This window comes from Billgrantia sp. C5P2 (assembly GCF_051062895.2).
Map to the genome: position 1 here is coordinate 812,679 of NZ_CM128542.1, position 14,987 is coordinate 827,665.

At 63.9% G+C, this 14,987-nt stretch carries 13 protein-coding genes and 1 riboswitch; of the genes, 9 read left to right on the plus strand and 4 right to left on the minus strand.

Features of this window, described 5'->3' with window-relative positions; translation table 11 throughout:
• Positions 1-51: 51 nt before the first annotated feature.
• Entirely contained in the window at positions 52-2,103 is a 2,052-nt protein-coding gene (locus ACRWQA_RS03895) for a sensor domain-containing diguanylate cyclase (protein WP_263581092.1), read from the plus strand.
• On the opposite strand, the gene ACRWQA_RS03900 is transcribed toward ACRWQA_RS03895, so the two are convergent.
• A complete protein-coding gene (locus ACRWQA_RS03900) occupies positions 2,077-3,021 on the minus strand; it encodes a LysR family transcriptional regulator (protein ID WP_434230337.1) in 945 nt (314 codons plus the stop codon). The two genes, ACRWQA_RS03895 and ACRWQA_RS03900, sit on opposite strands and share 27 nt — an antisense overlap.
• Before the next feature lie 185 nt (positions 3,022-3,206).
• Here ACRWQA_RS03900 and ACRWQA_RS03905 point away from each other — a divergent pair, with 185 nt between their 5' ends.
• From ACRWQA_RS03905 to ACRWQA_RS03915, 3 genes are all read left to right on the plus strand, one after another.
• Positions 3,207-4,706, plus strand: coding sequence for a CoA-acylating methylmalonate-semialdehyde dehydrogenase (locus ACRWQA_RS03905; RefSeq protein WP_434230340.1), 1,500 nt, complete (start codon positions 3,207-3,209; stop codon positions 4,704-4,706).
• Between the two features lie 149 nt (positions 4,707-4,855).
• A complete protein-coding gene (locus ACRWQA_RS03910; RefSeq protein WP_263581089.1) occupies positions 4,856-6,700 on the plus strand; it encodes a sensor domain-containing diguanylate cyclase in 1,845 nt (614 codons plus the stop codon).
• A gap of 77 nt (positions 6,701-6,777) precedes the next feature.
• A complete protein-coding gene (locus ACRWQA_RS03915) occupies positions 6,778-7,368 on the plus strand; it encodes a peroxidase-related enzyme (RefSeq protein WP_434230342.1) in 591 nt (196 codons plus the stop codon).
• A 24-nt stretch (positions 7,369-7,392) separates the two neighbouring features.
• Here ACRWQA_RS03915 and ACRWQA_RS03920 read toward each other — a convergent pair whose 3' ends face one another.
• On the minus strand, positions 7,393-8,064 hold the full coding sequence (locus ACRWQA_RS03920) for a hypothetical protein (protein ID WP_434230344.1): 672 nt from the start codon (positions 8,062-8,064) through the stop codon (positions 7,393-7,395).
• Between the two features lie 117 nt (positions 8,065-8,181).
• Positions 8,182-8,290: riboswitch (TPP riboswitch) on the plus strand.
• On the opposite strand from ACRWQA_RS03920, the gene ACRWQA_RS03925 reads away from it, so the two are divergent.
• From ACRWQA_RS03925 to ACRWQA_RS03940, 4 genes are all read left to right on the plus strand, one after another.
• On the plus strand, positions 8,280-9,668 hold the full coding sequence (locus tag ACRWQA_RS03925) for a sodium:solute symporter family transporter (protein ID WP_434230346.1): 1,389 nt from the start codon (positions 8,280-8,282) through the stop codon (positions 9,666-9,668). (Overlaps the previous riboswitch by 11 nt.)
• A 123-nt stretch (positions 9,669-9,791) precedes the next feature.
• Entirely contained in the window at positions 9,792-11,234 is a 1,443-nt protein-coding gene (locus ACRWQA_RS03930) for an APC family permease (RefSeq protein WP_263581085.1), read from the plus strand.
• A 121-nt stretch (positions 11,235-11,355) separates the two neighbouring features.
• Positions 11,356-13,041, plus strand: a complete 1,686-nt coding sequence (gene ilvD, locus ACRWQA_RS03935) for a dihydroxy-acid dehydratase (protein WP_434230349.1) — start codon at positions 11,356-11,358, stop codon at positions 13,039-13,041.
• 104 nt (positions 13,042-13,145) lie between these two features.
• A complete protein-coding gene (locus tag ACRWQA_RS03940; RefSeq protein WP_263581083.1) occupies positions 13,146-13,334 on the plus strand; it encodes a hypothetical protein in 189 nt (62 codons plus the stop codon).
• Between the two features lie 122 nt (positions 13,335-13,456).
• Here ACRWQA_RS03940 and ACRWQA_RS03945 read toward each other — a convergent pair whose 3' ends face one another.
• Together ACRWQA_RS03945 and ACRWQA_RS03950 are read right to left on the minus strand one after the other, a co-directional pair.
• Positions 13,457-13,738: an XRE family transcriptional regulator gene (locus ACRWQA_RS03945; RefSeq protein ID WP_263581082.1), complete on the minus strand. Its 282-nt coding sequence runs from the start codon at positions 13,736-13,738 to the stop codon at positions 13,457-13,459.
• A 31-nt stretch (positions 13,739-13,769) separates the two neighbouring features.
• Positions 13,770-14,021, minus strand: a complete 252-nt coding sequence (locus ACRWQA_RS03950) for a hypothetical protein (RefSeq protein WP_263581081.1) — start codon at positions 14,019-14,021, stop codon at positions 13,770-13,772.
• Here ACRWQA_RS03950 and ACRWQA_RS03955 point away from each other — a divergent pair.
• Entirely contained in the window at positions 14,020-14,979 is a 960-nt protein-coding gene (locus tag ACRWQA_RS03955; RefSeq protein ID WP_434230352.1) for a TAXI family TRAP transporter solute-binding subunit, read from the plus strand. The two genes, ACRWQA_RS03950 and ACRWQA_RS03955, sit on opposite strands and share 2 nt — an antisense overlap.
• The last annotated feature ends 8 nt before the right edge of the window (positions 14,980-14,987 follow it).

A 14,987-nucleotide genomic window follows, 5' to 3' on the forward strand; every position in this document is an offset into this window, starting at 1 on the left:
CTACACAGAGAAACAGGCCTTGCCTGAATCATGTATCGAAGAGAGGGCAGCTTGCCACAAGGTACGACTCGCGGCGCGCCATGGCGTCGCCTGAATACGTTGCAGAAGCGCTTGCTGGTTGGGTTGGTCATGACCTGGCTTGTCATCGTCGGGCTGCTATTGTTCGTTGCCTGGGGCAGTGGTCAGAGATTGCTGCACGAAGCCAACCTGTCTCACCTGGGGTATCAGGCGGAAATATTGAGTCGTGAATTACGCGATCGCCTGAATTTACGCTTTACCGCACTGGAGAGACTCTCTTCGCAACTTGCCGGTGTCCCGGGCGAGGAGGCCTCGCTTCTTCTACAGCATAATCCCAGCCTGCTGGCCTATTTCGAAGGCATCATCGTCAGCAATGCCGATGGCGAGCTTATCGCCGATCTGCCCGAGGTGCCGGGGCGCGTTGGCTTCGACATATCCGACACTGAATACTTCGATATGGTGAGCAATTCCCCCTGGCCTTATGTCAGCCGTCCCTTCTTTGGTCGGACCAGCCACCAGCCCTTGGTGATGCTACTGGTGCCTCGCCTGAATGACCAAGGGGAATTCGATGGAGTCGTCGGTGGGCTCCTGAACTTCGCCCATGGCCAGTTTTTCAACAGCATATCCTCGCTGACCTTTGAGCATAGTGGCCACGTAGCCATCTTCACCACCGACGGCGAGCCACTGTTCGTGCCTGGGTCCATAAGCCGATTCGTCGGATCCTTGCAGCGCCTCGACCCTCCGGATTTTCAGCTCGCCTTGGACGGGTGGCAGGGCGAGACACTCCATGAGTTGGATGGCGAGGCCGTGCTGGTGGGCTACCGCCAGGTGTGGGAAGCAGGCTGGGTGGTGGCCATGACAATGCCGCGCGAGTCGATGCTGGTGCCCTTTGAGGGCTTCCTGGAGCGGCTTTGGTGGACCTGGCTGGTGGCTGCACTGGTGCTGCTGGTCGTCATTCGCTGGCTGGTTGGGCACCAGCTCAAGCCGCTTCATCGGCTCGAACGGCAGATAGGAGAGATCGGCTCCGGTGCTCGGCACCAGTTGGAGCTCTCGACCAGCCTGAGGGAGCTGACACAAATCTCCCGTGCCTTCAACGGACTGGAGCAGGAGCGCAAGAAGGCCTTGCAGCACTCGAAGAACCGAGAGGCCTTTCTGGATGCCGTACTCGGCTCGACCCCAGTCGGTATGTTCGTTGCCGATCAAAAAGGCGACCTCATCTACCTCAACCCGGCCCTTTCGGCAATGTTGGGGCTTCGGGCCGATGCCTCGACAAATGATCTTTGGCAGCTCATTCATGAGAATGATCGCGAGGATGCTCACGACATGTGGCGGCATGCCATGAACCTGGGAAAGGAGTTCCTGCGCCAACTTCGGATGAGAGATGGCAAGGGCGCTTTGCTATGGGTCGAAATCCATGCCAGTCGGGTGCAGGGGGACGGCGATTCGCTGGGTATCGTGGGCACGATCAAGGACATCACCGAGCGGCAACACCAAGAAGCCTTGCAACGCTGGGAGGCCGAACATGACCCGCTTACAGGCCTGCTCAACCGCCGAGGTTATCAACGGCGTCTCGAAGACGCGATGGCTGATTTCACCAAACTCGGCACGCCTTCTGCAGTGATTCTCTTCGATCTGGATCGCTTTAAACCGGTAAATGACGAGGGTGGGCACGCGCTTGGCGATGAGCTGCTGCGCCGCGTGGCGCAGGTACTGGTATGGGAGGTGCGGCGCAGCGACCATGTCGCCAGGCAAGGGGGAGATGAGTTCGGCCTGCTGCTGCCGAGCTGCACGCTCAGCCAGGCCGTGACAATTGCCGAGTCACTGCGCGTTGCCATTAGCCAAGTCAGCGTCAGCCATGAAGGCAACGAGTACTTCGTGACGGCGAGCATCGGCCTCACCGCGTTCAATGAAGGGGATGAAAATCTCGATTCGATTCTGGCGCGGGCCGATGCCGCAAGTTACGACGCCAAGAAGCAAGGGCGCGACAAGGTCGTCGTGCACGACGGCGATGCCTCTGAAGGCCGCATATCGACCCCGACTGGCAGTAACGCGGCGGAATCAACCGAGAGAGGTGGGGAGCGTTAATCTGTCCGCCTCGCCCATCAACAGAGCACGATTGAGCTCCAGCGCCTCGCGCAGAAAGTCCCATAGTAGCCGCACCCGTGCCAGGCGGCGCTGCTCCTGGCGCGCGGTGATCCAGAACTGGCGCACGATCTCCACCTCGCCATTCAGCACGCTCTCGAGCCGGTCGCCGGTTTCGGCCATGAAGCAGGGCAGTACGGCGAGCCCGGCCCCCTGCAGGGTGGCGGCGTGCTGGGTGGTCACGCTGGTGCTGCGAATCGAGAAGTGCGGCGCCGTACCGACCACCGCGGGGTCGAGCAGCGGGTCGAGATAGCTCAACTGTTCGCTGAAGATCAGGTCGTCGACGTAGCCGATCAGTCGGTGTTGCCCTAGGTCGGAAAGTTTGGCAGGGCGGCCGTGGCGCTGAAAGTATCTCTGGCTGCCGTAGAGCCTTAGCCGGTAATCGCACAGCCGCGAGATGACCAGCCCCTGGCTCGCAGGGCGCTCCACGGTGATGGCGAGATCCGCCTCGTGGCGGCTCAGGTTGACCACCCGGGGCAGAGCCAGCAGATCCAGGGTTATGCCGGGATGACGCTCGCAGAAAGCCGAGAGCAGCGGGGCGATGACCCAGGTGCCGAATCCCTCGGTCACGCCCAGGCGGATCTGGCCGCCGAGCTGGCGATTCTGGTCGGAGAGGTTCTCACCCGCTTCGAAGGCGTGGCGGGCCATCTCCTCGGCGTGGGCCAACAGTTGCTGGCCGGCTTCGGTCAGGTGGTAGCCGTGGGTGCTACGCTCGAAGAGTTGGGTATTGAGTTTCTGCTCGAAGCGGCGGGTGCGCCGCGACAGGGTGGAGTGGTCCAGGCCCAGGCGCCGGGCGGCATCGGTGAGCCGCTGGCTGCGTGCCACTTCGAGAAAGATCTGGATGTCCTGCCAGTCGAGCATGGGGCCACTCTATAAGCGAGGCTGGTTGTGCATTCTTGCACAAATCTTGTGAAGAAGTACGCATTGTCATGCCTGTGGGCCTCTCTATAGACTCGAATTCATCAAGGTTCGTGTAAATCTACACATAAAGTCTAAGCCCGACTCAGCCTTATAACGACGACAAGCACGACAGGAGAATACCCGCCATGTCCGTTCGCGAAATTTCCATGTACATCGACGGCCAGGCCGTCCCGTCTCAGAGCCAGGAGTGGCGCGACGTCGTCAACCCGGCCACCCAGGAAGTGGTGGCGCGGGTGCCGTTCTGCACCGCCGAGGAGGTCGACCGCGCCGTGGCCAGCGCCAAGGAGGCGTTCAAGACCTGGCGCAAGACGCCGCTGTCCAAGCGCATGCGTATCATGCTCACGCTGCAGGCACTGATCCGCGAGCACACTGAGGAACTCGCTGCGCTGATCACCGAAGAGCACGGCAAGACCCTGCCCGACGCCGCCGGCGAAGTGGGGCGTGGTCTGGAAGTGGTGGAGCATGCCTGCTCGATCACCTCGCTGCAGTTGGGCGAGCTGGCCGAGAACGCCGCCAACGAGGTCGACGTCTACACCCTCAACCAGCCGCTGGGCGTGGGTGCTGGCATCACCGCCTTCAACTTCCCGATCATGCTGCCGTGCTTCATGTTCCCGCTGGCCATCGCCAGCGGCAATACCTTCGTGCTCAAGCCCTCCGAGCAGGACCCGAGCTCCACCATGCGCCTGGTCGAGCTGGCCCACGAGGCCGGCGTGCCGGCCGGCGTACTCAATGTGGTGCACGGCGGCCCCGACGTGGCCAACCAGATCTGCGACCATCCCGACATCAAGGCGCTCTCCTTCATCGGCTCCACCCATGTCGGCACGCACATCTACCGCCGTGCCTCCGAGGCTGGCAAACGCGTGCAGTCGATGATGGGCGCCAAGAACCACTGCGTGGTGATGCCCGACGCCAACCGCAGCCAGGCCATCAACAACCTGCTGGGCTCCGCCTTCGGTGCCGCCGGCCAGCGCTGCATGGCCAACTCGGTGGTGGTGCTGGTGGGCGAAGCCAATAAGTGGCTCGACGACATCGTCGAGGGCGCACGCAACATGAAGGTGGGCCCGGGCACCCAGCGCGACGCCGACCTCGGCCCGCTGGTTTCGCCTGCCGCCAAGGAGCGCGTGGAGCGCCTGATCGACGTCGGCGAGAAGGAGGGCGCCAGGCTGCTGGTCGACGGCCGCGGCTATCAGGTGGAAGGCTACCCGGACGGCAATTTCGTCGGCGCCACGGTGTTCGCCGACGTCAAGCCGGAGATGACCATCTACCGCGAGGAGATCTTCGGCCCGGTGCTGTGCGTGGTGAGCGTCGATACGCTGGATGAAGCGATCGCCTTCATCAACGCCAACCCCAACGGCAACGGCACCTCGATCTTCACCAACTCCGGCTGGGTGGCGCGCCGCTTCGAGAGCGACATCGACGTCGGCCAGGTGGGCATCAACGTGCCGATCCCGGTGCCGGTAGCCTACTTCAGCTTCACCGGTTCGCGTGGCTCCAAGCTGGGCGACCTGGGCCCCAACGGCAAGCAGGCAATCCAGTTCTGGACCCAGACCAAGACCGTGACCGCACGCTGGTTCGAGCCCGAGAACGTCTCCAGCGGCATCAACAGCACCATTTCGTTGGGCTGAACCGACACAGGCCGCAAGACGCACCCCCGCCGTTGCCGGCGGGGGTGCTTGCGTTTACAGGCGTTCACAGTTATTTACATCAAGATGCTAGAGTGACCTTGGATATCGGAACCTGACTCCGGAGACAAAGTGACAAGGTATCTTGCTATATGCCTTCCCTCCCTGTAACGGTGCTCGGGTTTCCCCCTTGGCTGCTGGCTTTGCTGTGTCTCGTCTCGCTCAACGCCCAGGCCATCGAGGTTGGCACTCTCAGCGAGGAGCGCAATCTGGGGCCGCACGTCGAGTTGCTGGAGGATGCCGGACGCCAATACGACATCGAGCAGCTGATGAATCGGGGGGATGCGCTGGCGTGGCAGGCGTCGAGGCAGGAGACCCTCAACTTCAGCTTCTCCGGTTCTGCCTGGTGGCTACGGCTGCGGGTCGAGAACGGCTCCAACGACGAAGTGCGCCGGCTGCTTGAGCTGGCCATGCCGCTGCACGACTATCTCGACGGCTACGTGGTGGACGAGCAGGGCGAGATCGTCAGCCAATGGCAGACCGGCAATCGCCGTAACTTCGATTCCCGCCCGATTGCCCACCGCACCTTCGTGCTGCCGGTCTATATTCCGCCCGGCGAGTCGCGAGAGATCTTCCTGCGGCTGGACACCCACGACGGGCTGTATGACGCCACGCCCCTCTACCTCATGAACGATGCCAGCTTCCTGGCCAAGGCCCAGCGCGAACTGATGGCCTTCAGCCTCTACTTCGGCGCGTTGATGGCCCTGCTGATCTACAATCTGCTGCTTTACATTTCCACCCGTGAGCGCTCCTTGCTGCTCTATGTGGCTTACCTTGGGTCCTTCTTCATTCTGATGTTCACGGCTCGAGGCTTTGCGTTCCAGTACTGGTGGCCAACACTACCGACATTCAACAATCAGATGGTGCCGATCAACATCGGTATCTTCGCCTTCTTGCTTGCTGTCTTCAGCGATAGTTTCTTGAGCCTGCGCCAGCACGCCCCGTGGGCGACCCGGGTACTTTTCGCGGTGGCCGGCCTGTGTCTGCTGAGTTCGCTACCGGCGCTACTGGGCCATTACGCTCCGGTGTTTCGTCTGATGATTCCTGCCGCCATCGTGCTCTCCTGCCTGTTGCTCGGTGTGGCGGTCTGGCGCAGCCTGCGCGGCGACACGCTGGCCAGGATCTATCTGGTGGCGTGGGGCGTGCTGCTGGTGGGCGTAGCGCTGTACTTCCTGCGAGTGGCCGGCATTCTGCCGTACAACATCGTCACCGAGTATGCCGTCCAGGTCGGTTCGGGAATCGAGTTCCTGCTGCTCTCCCTGGGGTTGGCCTGGAAGATCAACCAGTTCAAGAACGAGAAACTCGTTGCCGAGCGCGCCACCATCGAGCTGCAGCGCTCCCTCAACGAGCGCCTGGAAGACCAGGTGCAGCAGCGAACTCGCGAATTGGAAAGGGCCAACCGGCAGCTTACGATCCTGTCGCGCACCGATCCGCTGACCGGTTTGTTGAACCGCCGTCAGTTCCAGGAGCTGGTGGACCAGGAGCTGCAGCGGCGGCGACGCAACGGGCAGCCCTTGCTGTTCGCGGTCATGGATATCGATGACTTCAAACCCTACAACGACACTTATGGCCACCAGGCTGGCGACCAGGTGTTGATGCGGGTGGCAACGCTACTTCAGGACCACTTCCGGCGTGCCGGCGACCGGCTGTTCCGCCTGGGCGGGGAGGAGTTCGGCTTGCTGCTCGAGGTCGACTCCCTCAAGGCTGGCAAGCAGTTGCTGGAGCGGTATCGAGAGGCCCTCCAGGGGCTGGGAATACCGCATGAGGCGTCTCGGTATGGAGTGATCACGGCTTCCTTCGGTCTGGTGGCCTGCCAGGGATGCGAGGCAGTGCGCGATGTCCAGTCTCTCTATCATCTTGCCGACAAGGCCATGTACGAAGCCAAGGCGGGCGATCGCAACCGAGTGGTCACCTGTTCCCTGCTGCCTGAGACATGACGGAGGTTGCATGGACAGCGTCTTGACGTTGACGTTAACTGTGACGTGACAAGAGCGACAATATCCAGGAGAACGTCATGTCAGCCCCGCTCAGCCGCTTCCCCGTACCCGAATCGATCGACGACCTGCCGGAGGATGTTCGTGAGGCCATCCTGGCCGTGCAGGAGAAGGCCGGCTTCGTGCCCAACGTATTCCTGATGCTGGCACACCGCCCCGATGAGTTCCGCGCCTTCTTCGCCTACCACGATGCCCTGATGGAGCGGGAGTCCGACACGCTGACCAAGGCCGAGAAGGAGATGATCGTGGTCGCCACCAGCGCCCGCAACCGCTGCCTCTACTGCGTGGTGGCCCACGGCGCGCTGGTGCGCATCTACAGCAAGGACCCGTTGCTGGCCGACCAGGTGGCCATCAACCACCGCACCGCGCCGATCAGCGAGCGCCACCGGGTAATGCTCGACTTTGCCCTGTACTGCGGCCTGGAAGTGGGCGAACTCACCGACGAATGGCACGCACGACTCACCGAGGTCGGCTTCACCCACGACGACATCTGGGACATCGGCGCCATCACCGCCTTCTTCGGCCTCTCCAACCGCCTCGTCACCCTCACCGGCACCCCGCCCAACCCGGAGTTCTACCTGATGGGAAGGGTGCCGCGGGAGAAGAAGTGACTGGGTGTGTGATTCTGGTTCCGTTCAGGCGCGGCAGGCTTCCAACAGCATCCGCACCGGTTCCAGCTGGCTGACGTGCAGTGCTAGCACGCTGTCGCCGAGGGCGTCGTCGGTGGGGCGGATCACGGCGAATTCGCCTTCTTCGAGGTGGAATTCGTGGATTTCGCGGGGGCCTTCGGGTGTCCGGCAGTGGATGGAGCGGTAGGCGTCGTCCTCGCCGTAGGTCAGGCGGTGATAGACCTTGAAGAAGGTGTAGAGCGTGAGGCCTTGGTCGAAGGCAGGCCAGCGTGCAGGGATGGTGCGTGTCTCCTCGTCCAGCAACGGCCCCTTGGCCTCGGCGGCGGCGATGGCGTCGGCCAGCGGCTTGGCCAGCAGCGAAGCATTGTTGCGCGGCAGCGGGGCGGCATTGTCGATGGCTTGCTGATGCTCAGCGCTGACCCGGGCCAGGTCATCGAGCGATGCGATGCGGTAGTCGCCATGCGCCAGGTCGGCAGGCTCGAAGCCGCCATTTTCCCAGCCATGGATGACCCGCAGCGTCAGGCGGCCGCTTGCCATGGGCTCGCAGACCAGCGCCTGCAGGGCGACCCGCAGGTGCAATTGGCGCTCGATGGCCAGGTTATCGAACGCGGAATAGGGGTCGGCAAAGATCTGGTGAAGGTGCCCGGGGGCGTGTTCCTTGGCTTCGCTGAATGACATGGTAGGTCCCTGCGGGGGAGAAGTGTTCTGGTTTTGTCGTTGTTATATCATTCCAGGGGCTCCAGGTCATATCGGCCCGAAGGTGGCTGGCTTGAGGCCTGAAACGACAATTCATTCACCTGTCGCCAGGGGAGTCTCGCTGCGGCGAGGCTGAGAGAGCGCACGGCGCTGACCCTGGAACCTGATCCGGTTCATACCGGCGGAGGAAGTGCGACATGCCCTACCTGACGTCAGCCGTGCTCGGCGCGGCGCTTTTGTGCTTTGCTTTTCTGGGCCTGCGTGCCCGCCGGGCCGATGGCCCCCTCGACGACTACGTGACCGCGCGCAATTCCCAGTCGGCTTCGACCCTGGGGCTTTCGTTCCTGGCCTCGGGGATGGGCGCGTGGATTCTCTTCGCGCCGCCGGAGATCGGCGCCTTCGTCGGCCCCGTGGCGCTGGCGGGTTACGCCATCGGCTCGGCGCTGCCGTTCATCGTGCTGGGGCTCTACGGCCCGGCCATCCGCCGCCACCTGCCCGAGGGCCGCAGCATCGGCGAGTTCGCCGAGGCGTGTTATGGCGCCGGCGTGCGGCGCTGGGTGTCGCTGGTCTCGATCCTCTACATGGCCTGCTTCCTGGCTGCAGAGTTGACCGCCATCGGCGCGATCACCGCTCTGCTTTCCGACGTGCCCCCGGCGCTGGTAGTGGTCGGCGTGGCCCTCACCACGCTGCTCTACACCGCCGTCGGCGGCCTGCGAGCGAGCCTGGCCACCGACCGCTGGCAGGCGTGGCTGCTGATCGCCCTGCTGCTGGTGGTCGGTGGGGTTGCGCTTGTGCGCCTGCCCGAGATGCCCATCGAGGCGGCGCTGCCGCCGATCCCCGTGGGCAGTGCGTTGGGCGTGGCGCTGACGCTGATCATTGCGGTCACGGCCGCCAACCTGTTCCACCAGGGCTACTGGCAGCGGGTATGGGCGGCGCGTGACGACCATGCCCTCAACCGTGGTGCCTGGCTGGGCGGTGCGACTACCGTGGCGGTGGTGGCCCTGGTGGGCGGGCTCGGTATGCTGGCGGCGATGAGTGGCGTGGCCCTTGGCGAGCCGCCGATTCCCTTCTTTGCGCTTCTGGGCGAAGCACCGGGCTGGCTGGCGCTGCCGGCGCTGGTGCTGGCGGTTACGCTGGTAGCCTCCAGCGTCGATACGCTGCAGAACGGCATCGCCTCGCTGGTAGTGGCGGGCTCCGGCAGGCGCGGGCTCTCCATCGGTGCGGCCCGGTTGGCCACCGTGGCACTGATGGTGCCGGTGGTGGTCGTGGCGCTGCAGGGGCTCTCGGTACTGCGGCTGTTCCTGATTGCCGACCTGCTGTGCGCTGCCATCGTGGTGCCGGTGCTGCTCGGGCTGTGGCGGCGCATGACGCCGCTGGCCGCGGTAGCCGGGGGCGTGGCGGGCCTGCTCGGCGCGATCCTGCCGGGCTGGTTGGCCCAGGGTAGCCTGGTGGCCGGTGTGCTGGCGGCGAGCTTCCCGGGCAGCATTCCCACACTGCCGCCTTTTCTCGGCGCGTTGGCGGCCTCGACGCTGGTGAGCCTGGCCGTGGCCAGTGCGGTACCTCACGAGCGCGTCCGCACGCTGTGAGTCGGCCATGGCAGGTCTATGCTGCTAGAAGATCCTTGCGACCTAAGATTTCTTGTGTTGATTATTTTGATAAAGATGAGGTAAATATTTAACACACTCAACAACGACAATCGTGAGGATGGTATGACACAGGACTCCACGACAGCGCCGGGGCAGCTGGCTCGCGTGCTGGCCCGCAAGGATGTGTTGGCGCTGGCCTTCGGCGCCATGATCGGCTGGGGCTGGATCGTGCTGACCGGCAGTTGGATCCAGTCCGCCGGGAGCTTGGGTGCGATCACGGCCTTTCTGATCGGTGGGCTGATCATCGTGCTGGTAGGCCTCACCTATGCCGAACTCGCTTCCGCCATGCCCCAGGTAGGCGGCGAGCATGTCTACAGTTATCGTGCCTTGGGTCACTTCGCCTCCTTCCTGTGCACCTGGGCGATCACCCTGGGCTACGTCAGCGTGGTGGCCTTCGAGGCCGTGGCGCTACCCACCGTCGTCGAGCATCTCTTCCCCAACTATGCCGTGGGGCATTTGTGGACCGTCGCCGACTGGGACGTGCAGGCGACCTGGGTGGCCGTCGGTGTGGCCGGCTCGGTACTGATGATGTGGGTGAACTACGTGGGCATCCGCACCGCGGCACTGCTGCAGAAGCTGGTGACCCTGCTGATCCTGGTGGTGGGTATCATGTTCATCACCGGGGCGCTCTTTCAGGGCAATACCGCGACCATGGAGCCGCTGTTCTCTGTCGAAGAGGGCGTCGTAGGGGGCATCATGCTGGTGATCATCATGGTGCCCTTCATGTTCGTGGGATTCGATGTCATCCCCCAGGCAGCCGAGGAGATCAACCTGCCGTTTCGCGAGATTGGTCGAGTGTTGATGATCTCGGTGATCATGGCGGTGTTCTGGTATTCGTTCATCATCCTCGGCACCGCCTTGATGCTGAATCCCGACCAGCTGGCTACCAGCTCCCTGGCCGTACCGGATGCCATGCAGGCCGTCTTCCAGGCGCCATGGGCGGGCAAGTTGATGATCCTGGCCGGTATCGCCGGCATCGTCACCAGTTGGAACGCTTTCTACGTGGGTGGCTCGCGGGCGATCTACGCGCTGGCCCATTCCGGCATGCTGCCGGCCTGGCTGGCCAAGCTGCACCCCAAGCACCGCACCCCCACCAACGCTATCCTGGTGATGGGTATTCTCTCCTCGATCGCGCCGTTCTTCGGCCGCCCGGCCCTGGTCTGGCTGGTCGTGGCCGGCGGTCTCGGCATCGTCATCGCCTACCTGTTCGTGGCGATCTCCTTCGTGGTGCTGCGGCGTCGCGAGCCGGAGATGCCGCGCCCGTTCCGGGTGCGCCACGGCAAGCTGGTGGGCAGCCTGTCGATCCTGCTCTCTCTCGCTCTCATCGCCCTGTACATGCCCGGCAGCCCCTCCGCGCTGGCACCGGTCGAGTGGTTGATGTTCGCCGGCTGGATGCTGATCGGCCTGGCGCTCTATGCCTGGTCGAGGAAGCGCTATGGCATCGCCTACAGCGACCGCATGATGAAGCGCGAGCTGGCCGGAGCGGATCCCTACCCGGGTCGCTGAGGCATCGCTGCTGTCTTGCGAGGCCACGTCGGCGTGGCCTCGGTGGATAGCGGGACATTTGCCAGCTCGGCCTCGGGCGGCCACCCTCAGTAGATCACCCGATCGAAACGGAGACCGCCCCATGAGTGACACCTCGGACCCGCGCCGCCGCCATTCCGCCCCGGTGGTGGATGGCGTCGGCAAGTCGGCCAGCCGCGCCATGCTGCGCGCGGTGGGCTTCCACGATGAGGACTTCACCAAGCCCCAAGTGGGTATCGCCTCCACCTGGAGCATGGTCACGCCCTGCAACAGCCATATTCACGAGCTCGCCGAGCGTGCTCGCGACGGGGCCGATTCGGCCGGCGGCAAGGGCGTCATTTTCAACACCATCACGATTTCCGACGGCATCGCCAACGGCACCGAGGGCATGAAGTATTCGCTGGTCTCGCGCGAAGTGATCGCCGATTCCATCGAGACCGTGGCCGGCTGCGAGGGCTTCGACGGCCTGGTGGCCATCGGCGGCTGCGACAAGAACATGCCGGGCTGCATGATGGGCCTGGCGCGGCTGAACCGGCCAAGCGTGTTCGTCTACGGTGGCACCATCCAGCCGGGGGCAGGGCATACCGACATCGTCTCGGTGTTCGAGGCCATGGGTGCCCACTCGCGCGGCGACATGGACCTGATCGAACTCAAGCAGATCGAGGAGACGGCAATTCCCGGGCCCGGCTCCTGCGGTGGTATGTACACCGCCAACACCATGGCCTCGGCCATCGAGGCGCTGGGCATGAGCCTGCCGGGCAGCTCGGCCCAGGAGGCCGTGTCGCAGGCCAAGCGCGCCGACTGCGAGGCGGCGGGGGCAGCGGTGCTCGAGCTGCTTGCGCGCGACATCAAGCCCAGCGACATCATGACCCGTGAGGCCTTCGAGAATGCCATCACCGTGGTCATCGCCCTGGGCGGCTCGACCAACGCGGTGCTGCACCTGATCGCCATGGCCAGCACCGTGGACGTACCGCTTTCGCTCGCCGACTTCACCGAGATCGGTCGCAGGGTACCGGTGCTCGCCGACCTGCGCCCCAGCGGGCGCTACATGATGAGCGAGCTGGTGGCGATCGGCGGCATCCAGCCGCTGATGAAGATGCTGCTCGACGCAGGTCTCTTGCACGGCGATTGCCTGACGGTCACTGGCAGGACGCTGGCCGAGAACCTGGCCGGGGTCGAGTCGTATCCAGACGGGCAGACGATCATCGCGCCGTTGGAAGCTCCTATCAAGCGCGAGAGTCACCTGCGCATCCTCTACGGCAACCTGGCACCCGAAGGCGCGGTGGCCAAGATCACCGGCAAGGAGGGCACCCGGTTCACCGGCACCGCTCGGGTATTCGGCTCCGAGGAGGAAGCTCAGGTGCACATCAACGATGGCAGCGTGGTGGCCGGCGACGTCGTGGTGATTCGCTATGAGGGGCCGCGGGGTGGGCCCGGTATGCGCGAGATGCTCACGCCCACCTCGGCGATCATGGGGCGCGGGCTCGGCAGCGACGTGGCGCTGATCACCGACGGCCGTTTCTCCGGCGGCAGCCATGGCTTCGTGGTCGGGCATGTTTCGCCCGAAGCCTTCGACGGCGGGCCGCTGGCTCTGGTGCAGGATGGCGACGTCATCACCATCGACGCCGAGGCCGACACCCTTGAAGTACAGCTCACCGACGAAGAGTTGATACGTCGGCGTGCCGCGTGGCGCCGCCCCGCGCCGCGCTATACCCGCGGCGTACTGGCCAAGTACGCGCGCACCGTGAGTTCGGCCAGTACCGGCGCCGTCACCGACCTGGCCGAATGACGGGGCCGCGGCGCGTTTGGCAATGTCCGGGGTCTTGGCTAGGGTGAGGATGCACGGCGCAAAGGCGTCATTCCAATAGTCGAAGGCAACGGCAAGGAGGCAACATGCCCAAGAGCGGACCCAAGCAAGCCCGAATCGAGCCGATCCGCGATGCCGAGGACATCAACCTGCCGGTCACCGGCTGGCATGTGATCGACGAGACGGATCCCGGCAATGAGATCGTGGTCTCCGAGCACGAGACGGAAGTCGAGGCCCTCAAGGCGGCGGAAGAGCACGAGCAGCGCGAGCAGTGACGACTCAGGTGCCGGCCCCTGCTAACCAATCGGCAGGGGCATGACGCGGCGATAAAAAACGCCTCGCACAGTGGCGAGGCGTTTCGTATTCCGCCATATCGGCATGTCATCGCCGGCGTCGGCTAGTAGTTGAGCGCGCCGTCCGGATCGATGCTGTGGTAGACGAGCCGTAGCTCATCGAGAGAGAGGTGTTCGAGGCGGCCGGCCAGGAGATCGCTGATCTTTTGCGCCGGCAGCCCGGCCCTGCTTGCGATCTCGCGGCATCCGAGATCGGATACGGCGATCAGCCTTGTGACGATGCGCATCAGACGCGTGCGCTTTTCCAGGTCCCTGACGTCTAGGTCAGGGCATCTTCGCGGGGGGTCGAGGTATTCCGCGCTGATGGTATGTCGTGCCGTACTCATGATGCTCCAGTGGGCGATTGCGACAACCACATCATGGGGGCATTTCGCCATTTTTGCCAGTACCGTTTCGCGACTTTTTCGAGGTGCCGCGAAAGCCGCTGCCCGGCAGGCCGGATTGAGCCGGACTCGGCGGGATTGCCGAAAATTTACAAGAACGTAGAAACGGATGATTAGCCCCTTTGTGCAGGGTCATGCTAGTTTTTTCAGGTAAGCGGCCGGCTTTGCCCGGTACGTTCCCAGGAACAACCATAAACGATCCGGTTTCAGGACGGAGGAAATCCATGCGAGCTCTCAAATATGCTGCAGCCGCCTCGCTGCTAGCCGTAGCCCCGCTGGCGAGCGCCCAACAGCTCTCCATCGCGACCGGCGGTACTGGCGGTGTCTACTATCCGATCGGCGGCGGCTTCGCCGAGATCATCAACGACCATCTCGAAGGCTACGAGGCGAGTGCCGAGGTGACCGGCGCTTCGGTCGAGAACATGGGCCTGATCATGCGCGGCGACGCCGACCTGGCTCTGGTGCTGGCCGATACCGCCCAGCAGGCGTATGAAGGCGCCGGCGATTTCGAGGGCCGTCAGATCGAAAACACCCGGGCGCTGGCGTCGGTCTATCCCAACGCCGTGCAACTGGTGGTGCTGGCGGATTCCGATATCGAGTCACTGGAGGACCTGAAAGGCAAGCGCGTTTCCGTCGGTGCCCCCGGTAGCGGCACCGAGCTCAACGCCCGCGCGCTGCTGGAAGCCAACGGCATCACCTACGACGACATCACGCCGCAGCGTCTCAACTTCAACGAGACTGCCGACGCCATCCGCGACGGCGACATCGATGCCGGCTTCTGGAGCGTCGGGCCGCCCACCAGCTCGATCCTCAACCTGGCTGCCACCCGCGACATTCGCCTGATCAGTCTGTCGGACGAGGAGATCGCCAACGCCCAGGAGCAGGAGCCCGTCTTCGCCGCCTACGAGCTCAAGGCCGGCATGTACGACGGCATGGACGAGCCGGTGCAGACCATCAGCATCCCCAACGTTCTGGTGGTGAACGCCGACATGGACGAGGAGCTGGCCTACAACCTGACCAAGCTGCTCTTCGAACGCATCGACGACCTGATTGCGGTACACCCTGCGGCCAACGACACCACCATCGAGTTCACCATGGGCTCCACGCCGGTGCCGCTGCATCCGGGGGCGATCCGCTACTACGAAGAGGTCGATGCCGAGATTCCCGACAAGCTGCGTCCGTGACACGCAGT

What these genes read in the sequence shown, in the direction of transcription:
- ACRWQA_RS03905 (WP_434230340.1), top strand. Translation starts at nt 3,207, where the DNA reads ATGTCCGTTCGCGAAATTTCCATGTACATCGACGGCCAGGCCGTCCCG.
- ACRWQA_RS03920 (WP_434230344.1), bottom strand. Translation starts at nt 8,064, where the DNA reads ATGTCATTCAGCGAAGCCAAGGAACACGCCCCCGGGCACCTTCACCAG.
- ACRWQA_RS03915 (WP_434230342.1), top strand. Translation starts at nt 6,778, where the DNA reads ATGTCAGCCCCGCTCAGCCGCTTCCCCGTACCCGAATCGATCGACGAC.
- ilvD (WP_434230349.1), top strand. Translation starts at nt 11,356, where the DNA reads ATGAGTGACACCTCGGACCCGCGCCGCCGCCATTCCGCCCCGGTGGTG.
- ACRWQA_RS03940 (WP_263581083.1), top strand. Translation starts at nt 13,146, where the DNA reads ATGCCCAAGAGCGGACCCAAGCAAGCCCGAATCGAGCCGATCCGCGAT.
- ACRWQA_RS03955 (WP_434230352.1), top strand. Translation starts at nt 14,020, where the DNA reads ATGCGAGCTCTCAAATATGCTGCAGCCGCCTCGCTGCTAGCCGTAGCC.
- ACRWQA_RS03950 (WP_263581081.1), bottom strand. Translation starts at nt 14,021, where the DNA reads ATGGATTTCCTCCGTCCTGAAACCGGATCGTTTATGGTTGTTCCTGGG.
- ACRWQA_RS03930 (WP_263581085.1), top strand. Translation starts at nt 9,792, where the DNA reads ATGACACAGGACTCCACGACAGCGCCGGGGCAGCTGGCTCGCGTGCTG.
- ACRWQA_RS03910 (WP_263581089.1), top strand. Translation starts at nt 4,856, where the DNA reads ATGCCTTCCCTCCCTGTAACGGTGCTCGGGTTTCCCCCTTGGCTGCTG.
- ACRWQA_RS03900 (WP_434230337.1), bottom strand. Translation starts at nt 3,021, where the DNA reads ATGCTCGACTGGCAGGACATCCAGATCTTTCTCGAAGTGGCACGCAGC.
- ACRWQA_RS03925 (WP_434230346.1), top strand. Translation starts at nt 8,280, where the DNA reads ATGCCCTACCTGACGTCAGCCGTGCTCGGCGCGGCGCTTTTGTGCTTT.
- ACRWQA_RS03945 (WP_263581082.1), bottom strand. Translation starts at nt 13,738, where the DNA reads ATGAGTACGGCACGACATACCATCAGCGCGGAATACCTCGACCCCCCG.